This is a genomic window from Glaesserella australis (assembly GCF_003260095.1).
Classification (GTDB): Bacteria; Pseudomonadota; Gammaproteobacteria; order Enterobacterales; family Pasteurellaceae; genus Glaesserella; species Glaesserella australis.
Map to the genome: position 1 here is coordinate 22,269 of NZ_PTPX01000006.1, position 18,841 is coordinate 41,109.

Below are 18,841 nucleotides of genomic sequence, written 5' to 3' on the forward strand. Positions count from 1 at the left end.
TGGGAATACCCACGGTTAAGCATAGAAGCATTCCTTTGGAATGCGAAGTTATACTCAAAATCTATCCCAAAGGGATAGTCCTATGCTTAACCTAGGGTGAACCCTAGGCAGAACGGAGATAAAATGAGCTATACGAATTTGCTTTACCATATTATTTTTAGAACAAAATATGGAATACCTTCAATAAATGAACAAAATGAAATGATGCTTTACCGTTATATTTGGTCTTTTGTCAAAAAGCATAATTCAATTTTATATCGTATTAACGGAATGCCAGATCATATTCATTTGTTTGTTCAATTACACCAAACAATTTGTATTTCTGAGTTTGTACGAAAATTAAAAATAGATACGCATCATTTTCTAAAAAATAATCAAGATAAGTTTCCAGAATTCAGTGAGTGGTCTGTAGGCTATTGTGCTTTAAGTTATAGTAGCAGAGATAAAGAAAGAATTATTAACTATATTAAAAATCAAAAAGAACATCATAAGACCACCGATTTTTCAAATGAAATAAAAGAGCTAATTATTGCAGAACATATTCAATTTGACGAAACATATTTTGAAAGACATTTATAACCCTATCTCTATGCTTACTTAGAGTTTTCCCCTAGGTCTAATAAATAAGGAATTTCTATGAATTTTGCAAAATTTCTCCCCAAACTAACCGCTTTTAGCCTTGTTTTATGGCTCACAGCCTGCCAAGCCCCAACGGAACAGACCACTTTCAATCGTTCAGAAGCAGTTAAAGCTCGTATCAATTTAGCCCTTGCCTATCTTGAACAGTCTGATTTTCCTAAAGCGAAAGAGAATATCGACAAAGCCCTTGAACACGATAATAAGGATTACCTACCACATTCTGTCCTTGCCTATTATTACCAACAAATTGGTGATTATTCAAAAGCAGAGCATACCTATCAACAAGCGATCGAACTGAGCAAACCCCACAGTAAAAATGCACAAGCTCGTCCAGATGTTCTCAATAACTACGGCACGTTTTTATGTAAGCAAAAGCAGTTTGATAAAGCCTACCAGCAATTTGATACCGCATTGACGAGCCAAGAAAGCTATTATAATCAAGCAGATACTTTAGAAAATGTAGCATTGTGCGCCAATATGGCAAAAGATTTAGCTAAGCAGAATAAAGCGGTAGATGACTTGGCGAAGTTAGATCAATCCAGAGCTGAGAAACTTCGCCAGTTATTTAAATAGAGCGTGTGGATTTTGCTCTGATAAGGCTTTGGAGTTGCTGTAATCCGTTTAATCTCGTACTCGTTAAATGGCGAGTGATTTGTAGCTCATCAAAAAGCTGTTGAATATCAAACTGTTGTAAATTTTCCGCTGATTGTTCATTAAGGTAAGCGATTAAAATCACCAACAGCCCCTGCATTAAACGTGCGTCACTGTAGCCTTGCACCTTGCGTGGCTCAAGTTGAAAATCAAACCATAAACGGCTTTCGCAGCCGTGAATTTCTTGCCAGCTTGCAAGTTGTTGCTCGGTTGGTTTAGGTAATTGACGGCTTAATTGAATTAACAAGCGGTATCTTTCTTCCCACGATTTGCAAAGGGCAAATTGTACGTAAATGTCGTTAAATGGCATATCGTCTCCCGTTCAAAAAGGCTATATCATACTGCGATTTTTTGCTAAAATCCCCCAATTTTTACCGATTTATAAAAGGAATAGAAAATGTCTGTTATCCCTATGGTTGTTGAGCAAAGCTCAAAAGGCGAACGTGCCTACGATATTTATTCACGCTTGTTAAAAGAGCGTATTATTTTCTTAAATGGTGGCGTGGAAGATGAAATGGCGAAGCTGATTATCGCCCAAATGCTGTTTTTGGAAGCGGAAGATCCTGAAAAAGATATTTATCTCTACATCAACTCGCCGGGCGGCGTGGTGACGGCTGGTTTGGCGATTTATGATACGATGAATTTTATCAAGCCTGATGTTTCTACATTATGTATGGGTCAAGCCTGTTCAATGGGGGCATTTTTGTTATCCGCTGGGGCGAAAGGCAAGCGTTTTGCGTTACCAAATTCCCGTGTGATGATCCACCAACCACTTGGCGGCTATCGTGGTCAGGCAACAGATATTCAAATTCACGCCCAAGAGATTTTAAAACTCAAAGAGATGCTCACTCGTAAAATGGCAGAGCATTGTTCACAGCCGTTTGATAAGGTTGCAGCCGATACAGAGCGAGATAATTTTATGTCTGCCGATGAAGCGAAAGCCTACGGTTTAATTGATGAAGTGGTTACGCATAGAGAGAGCAAATAATGGCAAATTTTGAGAACACACCCCACTGTAGTTTTTGTGGCAAACGCCGCAATGAAGTTGATGCCTTAGTCGAGGGGACAGAGGGGCATATTTGTAACGAATGTATTGAAGAGTCTTACAATCTATTGAATGGTAAGAGCGAAGAGGCGATTGAGGAAGAAAGCCAAGCCGAAAGTGAAGACGTATTGGCAAAAGTGCCAACGCCACACGAAATTCACGCCCATTTAGATGATTATGTGATTGGGCAAGAACACGCTAAAAAAGTGTTGTCGGTGGCGGTTTATAACCACTACAAGCGGTTACGTAATGCCCTTTCTGACAATAAAGAAAGTGAAGGTGTTGAACTCGGCAAAAGTAACATTTTGTTAATCGGTCCAACGGGAAGCGGTAAAACCTTATTGGCAGAAACATTGGCTCGCCGTTTAAATGTGCCGTTTGCTGTTGCGGACGCTACAACGCTAACCCAAGCAGGTTATGTGGGCGAAGATGTGGAAAATGTGATCCAAAAATTGTTGATGAAATGCGATTTTGATAAAGATCAGGCGGAACGTGGCATTATCTTTATCGATGAGATCGACAAGATCACCCGTAAATCTGAAAACCCATCGCTCACCCGTGATGTGTCAGGGGAAGGCGTTCAGCAGGCGTTGCTTAAACTGATTGAAGGCACGGTTGCCAACATCAATCCACAAGGCGGACGCAAACACCCGAAACAAGAGACGATTCCAGTCGATACGTCTAAGATCTTGTTTATCTGTGGTGGGGCTTTTGCAGGATTAGATAAAATTGTGGAGTCTCGCACTAATATGCAAGGTGGCATTGGCTTTAAAGCGGAATTGAAAAAGGACAAAGATCTCCAAGCCTTAACGGAATTATTTAAACAGGTGGAACCTGAAGATTTGGTGAAATTTGGCTTGATCCCTGAATTGATCGGGCGTTTGCCTGTGATCACACCGCTTGAAGAACTTGATGAAAAAGCGTTAATCAACATTTTGACCGAACCGAAAAATGCGATTATCAAGCAGTATCAAGCCTTGTTCAAAATGGAAAATGTAGAGCTGAAATTCACCAAAGATGCTTTAGTTGCTATTGCTCAAAAAGCGATTTCTCGCAAAACAGGGGCAAGGGGCTTGCGTTCTATCGTAGAAAATCTCTTACTCGACACAATGTACGATTTACCGTCACTCAAAGCTAGCAAGGTAACAGTAGGTAAAAATTGTGTGGAGAAAGGGGAGAAGCCGAAGGTGGAGTAAAAAATGGGCAATGGATCTTTCCATTGTCCTTTATTATTTTAAAAGGCAGAAATATCTATTTAACATTAGTATTATTGAACTACATACTATGAAAATTTGGCAAACCAAATCTCTCATCACTTGGCTACTGGCCCCGTTTTCGCTAATCTTTTGGTTGATTAGCCAAATTCGAGTAGCGTTATATCGCAAAGAAATCTTGAAATCTTACCGCTCGCCTGTGCCAGTGTTAGTGGTGGGTAACATTTCTGTGGGCGGAAATGGCAAAACGCCTGTGGTGGTGTGGCTGGTGGAGCAGCTACAACAACATAGCGTGAAAGTGGGTGTGATTTCTCGTGGCTATGGCGGTAAAAATAAAGTTTTTCCGCAGTTGGTGACGGAGGATAGTTCCCCTGAAATGATGGGCGATGAGCCTGTGTTGATCGCTCAACGCACCCAAGCTCCTGTTGCCATTTCACCGAATCGCCAGCAGAGTATTGAACTATTGCTTAGTCAGTTTGAACTAGATTTAATCGTTACCGACGATGGCTTGCAGCATTACGCTCTTGAGCGAGATATGGAATGGGTGGTGGTGGATGGCGAGCGCCGTTTGGGTAACGGTTTTGTATTACCTGCAGGTGGGTTGCGAGAGCTGCCTAGCCGCTTGAAGTCGGTACAAGCGGTGATTTGTAACGGAAAATTTGCAAAAGAAGGTGAATACGCAATGCAACTTGAGTCTGAATGGGTGATTAACTTAAAAACAGGCGAGAAGAAGTTGATCCGTGAGTTTTACCAAAAACCTGTTATTGCCCTTGCAGGCATTGGCTATCCACCACGTTTTTTTAGCATGTTGCAAGGTTTTGGCATTCAGCTTGAAGATTGCTACAGCTTTGCCGATCATCAACCTTATTCTTTAGAGATAATTGAGCCTTTACAAAAAGGCGATTTGCCATTGTTGATGACCGAAAAAGATGCGGTAAAATGTCGTGCTTTTGCTCAAGAAAATTGGTGGTATGTGCCTATTTCTGCAAAATTTTCAGCGGAAGATACCGCTTGTTTATTAGATCCTGTACTTAAATTGGTGAGAGAAGAATATGAACGAAAAGCTGCTTAATAATCTTGCTTGTCCAGTGACGAATGCGAAGTTAGCGTGGGATAAAGAGAATAACCGCTTAATTAGCCGTGAAGCACAAGTTGCTTACCCAATAGAAAATGGTATTCCAGTATTGTTACCTGAAAAAGGAGTACATATTGATTTTGATGCTTCTAGTATCAAATAGTAGTGGAAGCAATGTAGCGTTATTCATATAAAAAGCCTTGAAATTCTGATATTCCAAGGCTTTTCTTCTTAGGTATATTTAAATATTTTCATTATAGAATTTATAAGCGTCATCAATAGATGGGAATTGATGCATATGACCTTTGTTTAATACCATTGCATTATCACAGTATTCTTTGATTGATGCAGGGCTATGAGAAACTAAAATGATTGAACGATCTTTACGTTTTTCGAATAACTCATATTTACATTTCTCTGTAAAACGGGAGTCTCCAACCGCAATGACTTCGTCGATTAGATAGCAGTCAAATTCTACAGAAAGTGAGATAGCGAAAGCTAAACGTGCTTTCATTCCCGAAGAATATTTTTTTACAGGTTCATGAAGATATTCACCTAATTCAGAAAACTCCTCTGTAAAAGATTTCATATAATCTAAATCAGTCCCATAAATTCGGCTAATAAAGCGGAGATTATCCATTCCTGTTAGGCTGCCTTGAAATGCGCCGCTAAAGGCAAGAGGCCATGAGATGCTCATTTGGCGATCAATTATGCCTGTCGTTGGTGGTTCTACGCCACTCATTAAGCGGATAAGTGTAGATTTTCCCGCCCCATTTCGTCCTAAAATACCAATTTTTTCACCTTTTTTCAGTTCAAAATTAATATCGTGTAAAACTGTTTTCCAACCGTTTCTCGTATGATAACGCTTACTGACATTTCTTACACTAATCATTGTGGCTCTATTCCTTTACTGAAGTTTCTTACCATGATTAAGCCAATTAGTAGCATTGCTAAATCACAAACTAAAAGAAATCCTATGTGTTCATAGGTGGGGATAGCATCACCAAAATAGCCATGACGGAACATTTCTGAACCACTCACCATAGGTACCCACTGGAACATTTCTCTTGCTTGTTGGGGTAAGGTATGTAGAAAGAAAAAAGCACCAGAAAGTGGCATAAAAACAAAGCTTAATGTTCCCCAAATCTTTCCAAAGGCTTCAAATTTTTGAGCAATAGAACAAATAATTAGCCCGAGTCCTATAGCAAAAATCGCCATAATAAGCCATGCAATCACCATATAAAGTGGATCTTGTGGCATATCGATCCAGCCTATTGCAACAAAAGCAGACATAATTAATATTTGTGCAATAGTAGCACCGGCTATTTCTAAGAGCATTCTTGCGAAGATAGTATCTAGTACTCTCACATTACGATGGTAGAGCAGACTCAAATTTGATGAAATGGCTCCTATTGCCCTATTAGATGCATTACGCCACATCATCATAAGAGGGTAACCTGTAATTGCAAATGCAATAATGTTTAAGGTAGACATTTGATCTGCTCGGGTAAACTTCCAAAATAATGTTATCAATAGCGTCATCATTAAGGGCTCAACAAAAAGCCATAAGAAACCAATATTCTTACGCCCATATCTAGTGATAATTTCACGCATAAGTAGGGCATAAATAACCCGTCCTTGAATTACCCAAGATCGCTTAAATGTGGTTCGGTCACCGTATCGCATTAGTTTTTATGCTCTCTAATACTTGCAATTAATAATCCTAAAACGCCATATAACATTAAACCAATAATGAAGGTTGCTAAAATATTATATAAACGATAAGGTTCCAATGCCCAGTCAGGTTTACTTGGTTTATCAATTACTTCTAAGTAAAGCTGTTGACGATCTGCTTCTCCACGGGTGTTTTGTAATGATGTCATTGCAGCGGTAAGTTGTTGTTGTGCAAGTTCGTTGGCTAACACAAGACGTTGATATTCTGCTGTTTGCGTCGTAATTGAGTTATTACTTCCCGAGAGTGATTTAGATTGTTGATCAATTTCCTTACGTAAGCTTTTTTGGCGCATTTCTAATGCAGCTACTTGGGGATTATCAGGTGTAATAGAAAGTAGCTGTGCTAATTGTGTTTCTACTCGGATTAATTCACTTTTTAAAGAGGAGATTAATGAGAGCTGAACACCTGATTGTGCAGGTAAGTCAAAAATTTTATTTTTAACACGATATTTAGTAAGCGCTTCAGCTGTATCATTTACATTTTTTTCTGCTTCTTGAACCGCTTGTGTTGCATAAGAAAGCGTATCTTTTCTTGCTCGCTCATTCAAACGGTTAATCAACTCTTCACCCATATCAAGTAGCTTTTGGTTTATAAGCTGCCCTTCAGCGGCATCAAAAGCACGGACTTTTAATGTTGAAATCCCAGAGACTGAATCTAAATTGATACTTAAATGATCTTTAAAATAGCGGAAAAAGGCTTCTTGGGAATCATTCAAACCTAACCCATTGAAACGGCTAAAAATATCTCCTTTAGAATCATAAAAACTTTTTACTGGAATCGTTTGTTGTAGTTGTTCTAATGCAGTTAATGAACGCATATATTCTTGAACTGTATAGGCATCATCTTGAGAACGTGAAAATCCTGTACTCTGTAGCAATGCTCCAAATCCCGTTAAAGAAGATTGATTTTTAGGAGAACGAACCACAAAACTTGATTCTGAAATATAAATATCTGAAGCAAATCCACCAAAATAAACGATAGATGCTGTTGTTGGTAGAATTACCGTGAGCCATAATAATGGTTTAGCAAACCAACGTTTCTTTTTTTTCTGTTTTGAAATTTGTACAGACTCTGTCATGCTCTACTCCTATAATGCCTTAACATTGCTGATTGTACTTGTTACTGGTGACGTTAAAGAGAAGATCATTCTCAAGAATTTTTGGAATTCAGCCAGTGGTGCATTTGATACATACACAATATCTTTATCCTGCATTGGGAAACGCTGTAGCAAAAACATCGATTTTGGATCGAGTAAATTGACACTGTATACGGTTGGTACATCAATGCCTACACCATATCCTTTAGCTTCCCAAATTTGTTGTTGTTCCAAATCAAGTTGCCCGAATGGAATGTGGCGGAATACAAATATACCACGTGGATCAGAGCGGTCATCAATAAGACCACCCATTTTACCGATGGCTTCTGCTAGGGTAATACCACGAGTAGAGAATTTCACCTGCTGATTTGAACCAACAGCTCCCAAACCAGTAAAACTATAAGGGGTTGTTAAGAGTGAAACTACATCACCAGAACGAAGAGTAATATTTTGTGTTGGATCTGAAATCAGTGTTTCAAAAGCTAAGGTTTTAACTTGATGTCCGCGTGTAAGTTGGATCGTAACGTCTTGAATATCAGCCTGAGAACCACCAACGGCAGATACTGCGTCTAGTACTCTTTCTCCACCAGACGTCAGCGGCATACGAATAGTATTTCCTTGACGGATAACGGTAACATCTGATGAATTGTTATTCACAATACGAACCAAAGCTTGTGGCTGATTAGCTTTACGTGCAAGTCTTGCGACTATCAGCGTTTGGATACTTTCAGGTGTTTTTCCTACGACAGAAATGTTGCCAACAAACGGAACAGAAACTGTGCCATTGTTGCTTACCATTTGTGGTGGAAGTTGGGTTAAATGCCCACTACCTTGCCCTTCTATTGATAGCGTTCCACCAAATAATACCGCTGGAGGAGCTTCCCAAATAGAAATTTCTAGCATATCGCCTACATTCGCTGTACCTGCATACCCACTTCCACCTTGTAACCTATCAAACCCTGAAAACAGTTGGCTCTCTTGTGCACGATATAATCCTTGAACTATCTGGTTATTCAACTCAACAAGGTTTACGTCTGGTAGTTGCTGATTTTCATTGACTTCAGTTACTTTACTATAGCTAGGGCCTGATGTGGGTAAGGAGCTGCAAGCAGTAAGTAATAACCCTAAAAGAATTACTGATAAAGGAGTATATGAGATTTTCATCTTAACTGTTACCTTATTTTTCAAATTAAATTCCTTTAATTATATCTCAAAAGACCTAATTCAGGTGCTAATTTAGCTTTATATATTACCATATTTTGAACAATTGTAGGACATAGCCAGTATATGAATAATTATACTATGGATTAATCACTGGAACATGGGGAAGAAATAAATTTAATTACTAAATATAGTAGGATTTTATGGTTACATCATGTAAAATTAGCTAGATTTATGGCTAAACATGTAATGTATAGTAAATACAGGCCATTATGGATTATGGAAAATTTTTTACTTAAGAGTTAAGTGAGTAACTAATGAAAAAAATTCTTATTATTGGGCATAATCAAGCTAATAATGAACATTTGGAATCTCTTTTCCAAAAATTTGGAATGAATAAAGCATTACCTTCAAGACGAGAAGGTCTTACTCCTATCCAAATTGGAGAATTACTAAATAAAGTAATCAAGTTACAAGTATCTCAAGAGAAAAGTATAAATGTAGATGGTGTAAGCTTACCTAAGAAGTTGCCAACAAATATTAGTAAGCGTCGTTTTAAGAAAGCATTAAGTAAAAGAGATAAGAATTTTTCGACAGCTTCTCAAATGATTCCTAAATCGACGTGGGACTATATACCTATGGATTTACTCATTGCTAATGTCGATAATGAATTTTGGGGATGGGCAGATAAAAATGCTATAGATCACTTAGAATATTGGAAGGAGATTGACCCATCTATATTGTTCGTATTTGCATATGATCATCCAGAGTCTATATTTTTTGAACTTAATAATAGAAAAGAAATTGCAAGTAAAGAAGAAATTGTAGAAAGTATAAAAGATTGGAATGAATATAATTCTAAATTTCTACTATTTTTAGAAAAAAATCCAGATAATATTATTATTGTAAATAATGAGAGACTTCATCAGCAAGAGCAAATTTCTATAAAATCAATATGTAGCCGAGTTATTCCAGATTATATTGGGAAGAATAATGGGATGAGTATACCATCTTATTCAGAACAACGTGAATATAGGAAGCTACCTTCTTCATTATCCGTCATAGTAAGTAATATCATTAGTAGTTTTCCTGGGATAGCTAGTACTTATAACAAACTGCAAGACATATCTCATCTTCCTTTTTATAATAGTAGTTCTGAAAATACTATAAGTATAGACGAACATATTGATGCATGGATTGATGCAAATCTTAGAGAAAGAGAATTAAATAGTGTATTAAGTTTGAATGAAACACTAAATTTCCAAAATAAAAAATATGATGCTAAGCTTAATCTTTCTAATAAAGAAAAAGAATTACTTATATCTCAGGTATATAATCTCCAAGAAGAGATTGAGAAAGTTTATTTGGATAATTCTAAATTAAAAAAAATAAATCTGGATTTTTCCAAAAAAGATAAAGCTTATATTGATGAGTTAAGTAAAAAAGATAAGGAAATAAATAATTTAAATAAGCTTAATCTGAAATTGGAGCAAGACTATTCAGAATTAGAGAAGGCTAAAGAAAGAATTTCAGATGACAATAAGTTATTATTAGAAGAACTATACGTTATTCAAGAGAAAATGGAACATAATTTGTATAGTGATACTAAAAGAAATACTACTTGTTTAGTAGGGGCATCCAATATAATTAGGAACCAAATTAAATACAAATTGGGAGCATTAATGATAAAACAAAGTAAAAGTTTTTTAGGAATGTTAACACTGCCATTACAGCTCTCAAGTACATATAAAAGAGAAATTAAATTAGAAATTAATAATATCAATAATTTAGAAGAATATGTTGACTTTTATGATGCAGAAAAACTCAAAAAACATTTATCTTATAGATTAGGAGATGTGTTTGTACAAAACTTTAACAATCCATTTAAATGTTTTATATTACCATTTAAATTGATTCATACATCATTTGATTTTAAGAGAAAAATAAAAAAATAGGAAAAGTATATGGCAGAACATATTTTCAAAATGCTTAAGTCAATGGAATTAGATAATGACTTTCTAAGTGTTGTTAATAAATCAAAAGAATTATTGGATAATAAAAACTTCGAAAGTATACATGCGATAATCCAATCAAATATGAATAGGATTATTCATGGACTACATAATAGAATTTATACTTATTGGGATAATCCTATTCCCATATATGAAACATCTAAAACTCCTTTAAGTTATGCTGTAGATACTAAAGATATAATAGATGTAGAAAAATTACCTGTAATTATTTCATTAACTACAATTAGTGGAAGATTGGGGAGATTGCATAAAACAATTGAGAGTATTAAGAATCAAACTGCAGAAATACATAGTATAAATCTATATATTTCTGAAGAGCCTTTTTTATTAGATGTTGGAATTAACAGAAATAGTGATGAGTTAGCTAACCTTCATAAATTAGGTGTAAATATATATTCTGTACCTAATACGGGTCCTTATAGAAAACAAATACCTATAATTTATCAGTTAAAGAAAAATAATGCATCTTCATTAACACCTATAGTTACTATTGATGATGATGTTATTTATCCAAATGATATTATTAATAGATTTCTAGAAGTTAAAGAATATGCTGTTGTAGCTCATAGGGGTAGATGTATATCTTTAGATAATAATAGTATTGGTCCTTATAATACTTTTTATGCTCCTAAAGATAAGAAACATTATTTAAACTTAGGAACTGGAAAAAATGGGATATTATATAGATTAGGCTTTTTCCCAGATAAAATAAGTAATTATATTGGGCCATTACTTATCCCAACAGCTGATGATTTATGGTGTAAATGGATTACTGCATTTTGTTGTATTCCTACAGTAATTTTAGAGCCTGAAGCGGCATATAATCCTGAATTAGATTTTCCTGAATCAGATCCTAAAGATAAAAATGGATTATTCCATAAATTTAATAATAAAGGAAGCAATGATATATCTATAAAAGGTCTAGAAAATTACTATAATTTTGTTTTCGGGAAAAATCTATTTTCTATTTATTCTTTCAAATAAGGTTGTGTTTATGAAATATGATGTGGCAATAGTAACTCCATTTTTTAATACAGAAGAATATTTACATCGCTGTATTCAAAGTGTTTTATCTCAGAAAAATATAAGTATTCAATTTTTTTTAATTGATGATGCATCAACAGATAATTCCTTATCTATAGCAGAATATTATTCTAGAATTGATTCTAGAATTACTCTTTTAAAAAATGAAGACAATTTGGGACAAGGAGAGTCTAGAAATAAGGCTATAAGATTAGCAAATTCCCAGTTTATTTATTTTATTGATAGTGATGATTATTTAGAAACTCCAGAGACATTAAGAAAACTATTTGATACGGCACAGCAATATCAGCTAGATATTTGTTCTCCAGATGTGCCAAATCATTATTTTGAAAAGCCAATGGAAGCAATAGCGTGTATTCCATGTAAATCTCAGTTCATTCGTTTGGATATTGTTAAACGATTCAATATTTTTCAGCCAAATGCCAGAAGTGGGCAAGATGGTGTATTTAGCCATTTAGTTTTATCTCATTGCTCACGCATAGGAATGACAAAAGCTGCTAAATTTCATTATACTCATGCACGAGAAGGATCTACATTTGCTTCTTATTTGAAGAACCATTCGGTTGTGCCAACTTTAATTAAACAGCACTATGATGCTATTTGGAGACATTACGACGAATTTGGATTATGGAAAAAGAATGCGCTAAGATTATCATTTTTTTTAACGGATGAAACGATTAGAAATAGAATAGCTCCACATTTTGATTATCTAACAGAACAGCAAAAATTAGAATGTTTTACTATTCTCAAAAAGATTTCATTGAAGATTATTAGTAATTTATCAGATAGTTATAACAATACTATTCATCCAATGATTTTGGATATGTCAAAATTGGACGTAAAAGATTTTATCAAAGCCTTTAATGAGAAGTGGAAGAATTACAAACACAATTATATTTTCAATAAAAATGAAAATATCATAAAAAAAGACTTGGTTATTTGTAAAATTGCAGATACAAATCTAGTTCCAGAAAAATATAAACAAGCTGAGAAAAATGAGAGTAATGTAATTGAAGATAAGAAAGTAAAAAATAATCCTACTGATTCTTTATTAAAAAATAATAGAGATTCTTTACCACTTTTAAATAAAGATATTGAGAGATTAGAGATAGAGATTAAATCTCTTAAGGGAAAATTGGATCTAGTATTAAATACTATAAACAATTCAACAATTCACTTAATATCTGCAATAAGATCAGATAGGACTAATTTATCTAAAGCAGGGAAAAAAGATCTTGTGGTTAGCTTGACTACTTTACCACATAGATTACCGTTGGTTCATTATGCAATCGAATCTATTTTTTCTCAGACTATCTTACCTGAGAAAGTTATTTTATGGGTATCGGATGTTACAAATGATAGTTTGATTACTCCTGAACTAAAATCATTAGTTGAGAGAGGATTAGAAATTAGAAAAATAAAAGATGTAGGTCCACATACAAAATTGATGTATTCCTTAATTGAATACCCAGATAAAACAGTTGTTACTGTAGATGATGACATAATATATCCAGCCAATATGTTGCAATATTTATGGGATCAACACGTTCGCTTCCCAAATTGTATTGTAGCTAACTGGGCTAGAGAACTTAGTTTTGATTCTGAAGGTAAAGTAAGAGGGGTTAGAGCAGGTAAATTATTAACTCCAATTTTATTAGAGAAAGAAATTGAACAAGCTACAACGTTTAGTCCAAAACCTAATATGTTGGCATTCCCTTATGGTACATCAGGTGTATTATATCCCCCTAAATCCTTAAATAAAGAGGTGACTAATGTGGATTTATTTAGAAAACTATGTCCAAAAGAAGATGATATATGGTTTAAAGCAATGGCTATTCTGAATAAAACACCTGTAATTGTGACTAATTTAGGAATTAATCCGGTGCATCATAGTTTAGTTGGAACACAACAAGTAGCGCTGAGACATGATAATCATGGCTTAAATCAGAATGAAAAGCAAATGAGAGCAGTATTTGATTATTTTGATTTATATAAATATATAGGAAAATAATAAATGAGTTTTTATATATTAGGCAGTATTCGGCAATCAGTTGCTCACAATCCTACCGGTGGTATGGAAGCTGTAACTCATGATTTATATAAAGGATTAGTTTTAGAAGGCTTTGAAGTAGAAGTTGTAACTTCTTCTATAGATGATAGTACGCAGCAGGTTGATATAGATGGCGTAAAATATTTATTTGCACCTAATTCTCCCAAGGGTATGTATAGTCAAGAGTTACATCAATATAATAAAGATTATTTGGAATATAAAATTTCTCAGGGGAAAAGACCTTTAGTTATTCATTCAGCATCTGGCGCAGCAGCAGCATTGACGAAAAATCAATATGGAATTCCAGTAGTAGCTAGTTGGCATGGGACAAATATTGAACAAGATTTAGATAGGATGATGTCATATGTTTATTTGGATAAAAAAACTCTTTTACCTAGTCATTGTGCCGATTTATTACTGAAAACTTGCAATAATTATAAGTTATCTCAGGATTTCCAAAGTTTTGATGGACATATAGCTATTTCTTCTTTTATGAAAGAATGTATCCTGTCATATGGTGTTCCTGAATCAAAGGTAGCTGTCATCCAAAATTCTTTACCTGAATATTTCTTCTTAGAAGAAAAGAAAAGTATTGGTTTTCAAAAGCCAAAAGATAAGGTTTTATTAGGCTTGGTTGGGCGTTCAGTTCCGATGAAAGGGCATGATTTCTTTATAGAAGTAATAAATAAATTAGATCCTAATAAATATGAACTTATAGTTATAAGTGGTAATACAAACAAAGATTTGTTCAAAGACTGTAAAATGAATATTCATTTTGTGTCAGAAAAAAGGGAGAATATGCCATACTTATATTCTCTGATGGATATATATGTTAACCCTACATTTCGTTATTCTGGATTTGATTTAACAGTTCAAGAAGCATTAGTCTCAGGTACAGTAGTACTTAATTCAAATGTGAAACCATATGCTAATTATTATAATGAGCTTAATTCATTATTTGGAAATAATTCTCCATTTTTCATATTCAATGTCGGTGATACAACTAGTTGTGCAAATGCAATTAATTATATTGCTAATAACGGAATTAAAAATCAGCAGATTGATCATTTTTTAAATAGATATAAAATGAAAAATATGATTAGCAACTATATCAGTTTTTTTTCTGAATTAAATAAGTAAAGTCCCATATGGAAAAAGTACTATTTGAAAATGAAAATATAAGAGTTATATTTAGTGAAAATGATATAACAGATAAAGATAAATTATTAATAATGTTTTCTCCTATGAATTTTTCAATGAAGTCTATAGATGACTTTTATGGGAAAGGAATTGTGAAAAATAATAAAATAAACGCCATATCTATTATGGCGTTGAAAAGTCATTGGTATCCGGAGAACTATATGAAGGATATTCTAGGATTAATTAATAATATTTCGAGAAGTTTTCAACACATTATTATATATGGCGTATCTATGGGAGGATATGCAGCTATAAAGTATTCTAGAAGATTGGGGGCGACTCATATTATTGCTATGATGCCACAATGGTCTATTAATATAAATGATATAGATGATAGAAGATATTATAAAGAATATTCTTCATTGGCAAATGAACTTGATAATATGGCTATTAAATCAGAAGATATATCAGGAGATTTATATGTATTTTATGATAATTACCATAAGGAAGATAGCCTACAAGTAAATAAAATTATTGATATTTACCATAATGTTTTTGTAACTCATACGCCTTTTGTAGGGCATACATTAGGCCATATATTGATTGGGTCTGAGTTTTTCTTAAAATTATGCCATACTGTTCTTAAAAAAGATAAAAATGAATTAATACACCTTGTGCGAAATAAAGTTCGAAATCACCCGATGAAATATCAAGGTATCATGAGAAATGCTTTTAAGAGACATATCAGTTTATTAGTAGGCGTGATTGAACGGTTGCCAAATGATCATGTTATTTTTAATAATGCTTTGTTTGTTGAAGAAATAAAATATCTTTTGTCAAAAATTGGGGATGTCAATAGATTGTTAAGAATAATAACAAAGTTTAAGCAAGTGAGCTTTGAGAATATCTATAAGTTCATAATGAATCGTTCTTTAACTTACCCAGTCATATATACAGCACATGAAAATTTCTTATGCTTTGATTTACTTAATAAAAAATTAGTTTTATGTGAAGATAGTGAAATTAAGTCTAATATGTTTCTTATCCCTTTGAGATTCCATTATGATGCAGGGATTCTTGGTGTTTTTGAAGATAATAATACTTTTATTCCTTTAATTGACATTGGGAATAAGCAATTTTCTTTGATGAGTACTATGGATTTCTATAGTTTAGGAAATTATAAAATGCAGCCATTCTTATTTTATAAGAAAATATCTAACTTTTTTGTGATTTCTAACGGTATATTTCATGCTACGGCAACCCCTAAAAAAATAATTGATTTTGGTAAAGAGCATATAAAAGATTGGGAGAAATTTCAAATGAAGCTACTTCCTAATAGTGGGAGGGATATATTGTGATTCAGCCTATTATTATCGCGGGTGGTACAGGTAGCCGTCTGTGGCCGATTTCTCGTGAATCATACCCAAAACAATTTCAAAAATTGTATGGAGATGTCAGTATGCTCCAAGCAACGATTCAACGTTTGCAAGGTTTGGATTGTTTTCCACCGCTTGTTATTTGTAATGAAGAACATCGTTTTATTGTTGCAGAGCAACTACGCCAAATAGATCAATTAGCTCACAATATTATTCTTGAACCTATTGGAAGAAATACGGCTCCAGCTATTGCTATTGCTGCCTTTATTGCTACTCGTCAGCAACAGGATGCTCATTTTCTTATTCTTGCGGCAGATCACGTCATTATGGATGTGAATGCATTTCAAGAGTCAATTCGCCAAGCGATTCCTTATGTAGAAACTAATAAATTGGTTACTTTTGGCGTTGTCCCAAAGACTCCAGAAACGGGGTATGGTTATATTCAATGCGGAGAAAAGCTTGAGAAAGCAGGCTTTTCGGTAAAGCAGTTTGTTGAAAAACCAAATTTAGAAACGGCACAACGCTATTTAGAAACTGGCAATTATCTCTGGAATAGTGGAATGTTCGCTTTTAAAGCTCGCGTTTATTTGGAAGAACTTAAAAAATATCGTCCAGATATTTATGAAAATTGTGCAAATTCGACAGCACATTTAGAGCAAGATCTTGATTTTATTCGTATTAAAGTCGATATTTTCAGGAATTGCCCTGAAGATTCTATTGATTATGCAGTAATGGAAAAAACCACTGATGCTGTTGTTGTACCGATGGATGCAGGTTGGAATGATGTAGGAGCTTGGGCGTCATTATGGGATGTTTCGTCTAAAGATGAACAAGGTAATGTGAAGCAAGGCGATGTGTTGTGTATCAATAGTTGCAATAACTATCTCTTCTCAGAAATGGGATTAGTCGCAGCAGTAGGCATTGAGAATACGGTTGTTGTTCAAACGAAAGATGCGGTATTAGTTACCACCAAAGAGTATTCTCAAGATGTAAAATTGATTGTTAAGCAGTTACAGGCAGATAAGCGTAAAGAAACGAAACAACATAGAGAAGTTTTCCGTCGTTGGGGTAAACAAGATGCCGTTGATGTTGGAGAACGTTATCAAGTAAAACGTATTACGGTTAGACCTAATGAACGCTTGTCTATGCAGATGCACTATCATCGTTCTGAACATTGGATTGTGGTTGCAGGAACTGCAAAAGTTAATATCAATGGTATAGAAAGTTTATTGACCGAGAATCAATCCATTTATATTCCGATTGGCGTAAGTCATTTTCTTGAAAATCCTGGTAGAGTAGATTTGGAGTTAATCGAAGTACAAGTTGGTAGCTATTTAAAAGATGATGATATTATGCGTTTTGATTAAGTAAGATAAAAATTACATAGAGAGTAATAATTTTATGAAAAGAATAGCAATAGCAGGTGCTGGCTATGTTGGTTTATCCAACGCTGTATTACTTGCACAACATAATGAAGTAGTACTTATAGATATTGATGAATCTAGAGTAGAAAAAATAAATAACTTTGAGTCTCCAATTTCGGATGATCTTTTAGAAGAATATTTATCAGACAAAAGATTAAATTTAACTGCAACAATAGAGCCAGAAGTTGCATATAGTTCTTGTGATTTTGTTGTTATTGCAACACCGACGAATTATGATCCGGATACTAATTTTTTTGACACTTCGAGTGTTGAGAATGTAATAAGTAAAGTATTAGAAATTAATAAAAACTCAGTGATGATTATTAAATCGACAGTTCCTGTAGGTTTTACAGAGAAGATTAAACAAAAGTTTCGTGCTGGGAATATTATTTTTTCTCCTGAGTTTCTGCGGGAAGGGAAAGCTCTATACGATAATTTATATCCTAGCCGGATTATTATTGGTGAAAATTCTGAAAGAGCAAAAGTTTTTGCTGAATTACTTCAACAAGGAGCTGTCAAAAAAGATTGTCCATTATTATTCGTTGATAATACGGAAGCCGAAGCAATAAAGCTTTTTTCTAATACTTACTTAGCGATGCGAGTAGCTTATTTTAATGAATTAGATACTTATGCTTCGGTACATGGCTTAAACACTAAACAAATTATTGAAGGTGTTAGTTTAGATCCAAGAATTGGCTCACACTATAATAACCCTAGTTTTGGTTATGGGGGGTACTGTCTACCAAAGGATACTAAACAACTATTAGCTAATTATAATGATGTTCCACAAAGTTTAATTAAAGCTATTGTTGAATCAAATAGAACTCGTAAAGATTTTATTGCAGAAGATATTTTGAAACGTAAGCCTACAAAAGTGGGCATATATCGTTTAATCATGAAATCAGGATCAGATAATTTTAGAGCATCTGCAATAAAAGGAATTATTAGGAGATTAAGAGGGGAAGGTGTTGAGATTGTTATTTATGAACCTCGAATTAGAGAAGAAAGTTTTAATGGTATAAAGGTTATTCCCTCTCTATCGGAGTTTAAAAAACACTCAGATGTTATTATTGCAAATAGAATAACTGATGAATTAAATGATAGTTTGCTAAAAGTTTACTCAAGAGACATATTCGGTGGAGACTTTTAATAACTGCT

General features: G+C 34.2%; 18 protein-coding genes. 13 read left to right on the top strand and 5 right to left on the bottom strand.

Going from position 1 to position 18,841, the window contains the following annotated elements:
• Positions 1 to 123 precede the first annotated feature (123 nt).
• Positions 124 to 579, top strand: a complete 456-nt coding sequence (tnpA, locus tag C5N92_RS02625) for an IS200/IS605 family transposase (RefSeq protein ID WP_111749324.1) — start codon at positions 124 to 126, stop codon at positions 577 to 579.
• Between the two features lie 57 nt (positions 580 to 636).
• Positions 637 to 1,212: a type IV pilus biogenesis/stability protein PilW gene (pilW, locus tag C5N92_RS02630; protein WP_111749325.1), complete on the top strand. Its 576-nt coding sequence runs from the start codon at positions 637 to 639 to the stop codon at positions 1,210 to 1,212.
• Here the strand turns inward: pilW and C5N92_RS02635 are convergent.
• Positions 1,205 to 1,600: a SufE family protein gene (locus C5N92_RS02635; protein WP_111749326.1), complete on the bottom strand. Its 396-nt coding sequence runs from the start codon at positions 1,598 to 1,600 to the stop codon at positions 1,205 to 1,207. The two genes, pilW and C5N92_RS02635, sit on opposite strands and share 8 nt — an antisense overlap.
• Positions 1,601 to 1,687: 87 nt before the next feature.
• Here C5N92_RS02635 and clpP point away from each other — a divergent pair, with 87 nt between their 5' ends.
• The 4 genes from clpP (at position 1,688) to C5N92_RS02655 (ending at position 4,787) form a co-directional block, all read left to right on the top strand.
• Positions 1,688 to 2,278 carry an ATP-dependent Clp endopeptidase proteolytic subunit ClpP gene (gene clpP / locus C5N92_RS02640; protein ID WP_111749327.1) on the top strand — a complete coding sequence of 197 codons (591 nt, stop codon included), beginning with the start codon at positions 1,688 to 1,690 and terminating at the stop codon, positions 2,276 to 2,278.
• Positions 2,278 to 3,531, top strand: coding sequence for an ATP-dependent protease ATP-binding subunit ClpX (gene clpX, locus C5N92_RS02645; protein WP_111749328.1), 1,254 nt, complete (start codon positions 2,278 to 2,280; stop codon positions 3,529 to 3,531). The genes clpP and clpX overlap by 1 nt, the downstream gene beginning before the upstream one ends.
• An 88-nt stretch (positions 3,532 to 3,619) precedes the next feature.
• Positions 3,620 to 4,621 (top strand): tetraacyldisaccharide 4'-kinase, encoded by a 1,002-nt coding sequence (gene lpxK / locus C5N92_RS02650; protein WP_111749329.1) that lies wholly within the window; start codon positions 3,620 to 3,622, stop codon positions 4,619 to 4,621.
• Positions 4,602 to 4,787: a Trm112 family protein gene (locus C5N92_RS02655; protein WP_111749330.1), complete on the top strand. Its 186-nt coding sequence runs from the start codon at positions 4,602 to 4,604 to the stop codon at positions 4,785 to 4,787. Before lpxK ends, C5N92_RS02655 begins: the two co-directional genes overlap by 20 nt.
• 78 nt (positions 4,788 to 4,865) lie before the next feature.
• On the opposite strand, the gene C5N92_RS02660 is transcribed toward C5N92_RS02655, so the two are convergent.
• The 4 genes from C5N92_RS02660 to C5N92_RS02675 are packed head-to-tail and all read right to left on the bottom strand — an operon-like array spanning position 4,866 to position 8,619.
• Positions 4,866 to 5,516: an ABC transporter ATP-binding protein gene (locus tag C5N92_RS02660; protein WP_111749331.1), complete on the bottom strand. Its 651-nt coding sequence runs from the start codon at positions 5,514 to 5,516 to the stop codon at positions 4,866 to 4,868.
• A complete protein-coding gene (locus C5N92_RS02665; protein WP_111749332.1) occupies positions 5,513 to 6,310 on the bottom strand; it encodes an ABC transporter permease in 798 nt (265 codons plus the stop codon). Before C5N92_RS02665 ends, C5N92_RS02660 begins: the two co-directional genes overlap by 4 nt.
• Entirely contained in the window at positions 6,310 to 7,437 is a 1,128-nt protein-coding gene (locus tag C5N92_RS02670; RefSeq protein ID WP_111749333.1) for a capsule biosynthesis protein, read from the bottom strand. The genes C5N92_RS02665 and C5N92_RS02670 overlap by 1 nt, the downstream gene beginning before the upstream one ends.
• A gap of 9 nt (positions 7,438 to 7,446) precedes the next feature.
• Positions 7,447 to 8,619 carry a polysaccharide biosynthesis/export family protein gene (locus C5N92_RS02675; RefSeq protein WP_111749334.1) on the bottom strand — a complete coding sequence of 391 codons (1,173 nt, stop codon included), beginning with the start codon at positions 8,617 to 8,619 and terminating at the stop codon, positions 7,447 to 7,449.
• A 314-nt stretch (positions 8,620 to 8,933) separates the two neighbouring features.
• Between C5N92_RS02675 and C5N92_RS02680 the strand changes: the two genes are divergently transcribed.
• The 7 genes from C5N92_RS02680 to C5N92_RS02710 are packed head-to-tail and all read left to right on the top strand — an operon-like array spanning position 8,934 to position 18,833.
• Positions 8,934 to 10,571 (top strand): hypothetical protein, encoded by a 1,638-nt coding sequence (locus tag C5N92_RS02680; protein ID WP_111749335.1) that lies wholly within the window; start codon positions 8,934 to 8,936, stop codon positions 10,569 to 10,571.
• Positions 10,572 to 10,580: 9 nt separating this feature from the next.
• Positions 10,581 to 11,633, top strand: a complete 1,053-nt coding sequence (locus C5N92_RS02685; protein ID WP_111749336.1) for a hypothetical protein — start codon at positions 10,581 to 10,583, stop codon at positions 11,631 to 11,633.
• 10 nt (positions 11,634 to 11,643) lie between these two features.
• Positions 11,644 to 13,704, top strand: a complete 2,061-nt coding sequence (locus C5N92_RS02690) for a glycosyltransferase family A protein (protein ID WP_111749337.1) — start codon at positions 11,644 to 11,646, stop codon at positions 13,702 to 13,704.
• Between the two features lie 3 nt (positions 13,705 to 13,707).
• Positions 13,708 to 14,883 carry a glycosyltransferase family 4 protein gene (locus C5N92_RS02695; RefSeq protein WP_111749338.1) on the top strand — a complete coding sequence of 392 codons (1,176 nt, stop codon included), beginning with the start codon at positions 13,708 to 13,710 and terminating at the stop codon, positions 14,881 to 14,883.
• A gap of 8 nt (positions 14,884 to 14,891) precedes the next feature.
• Positions 14,892 to 16,241, top strand: coding sequence for a hypothetical protein (locus C5N92_RS02700; protein ID WP_111749339.1), 1,350 nt, complete (start codon positions 14,892 to 14,894; stop codon positions 16,239 to 16,241).
• Positions 16,238 to 17,626 carry a mannose-1-phosphate guanylyltransferase/mannose-6-phosphate isomerase gene (locus C5N92_RS02705; protein WP_281267737.1) on the top strand — a complete coding sequence of 463 codons (1,389 nt, stop codon included), beginning with the start codon at positions 16,238 to 16,240 and terminating at the stop codon, positions 17,624 to 17,626. The genes C5N92_RS02700 and C5N92_RS02705 overlap by 4 nt, the downstream gene beginning before the upstream one ends.
• Positions 17,627 to 17,660: 34 nt before the next feature.
• Positions 17,661 to 18,833, top strand: a complete 1,173-nt coding sequence (locus C5N92_RS02710; RefSeq protein WP_111749341.1) for a nucleotide sugar dehydrogenase — start codon at positions 17,661 to 17,663, stop codon at positions 18,831 to 18,833.
• The last annotated feature ends 8 nt before the right edge of the window (positions 18,834 to 18,841 follow it).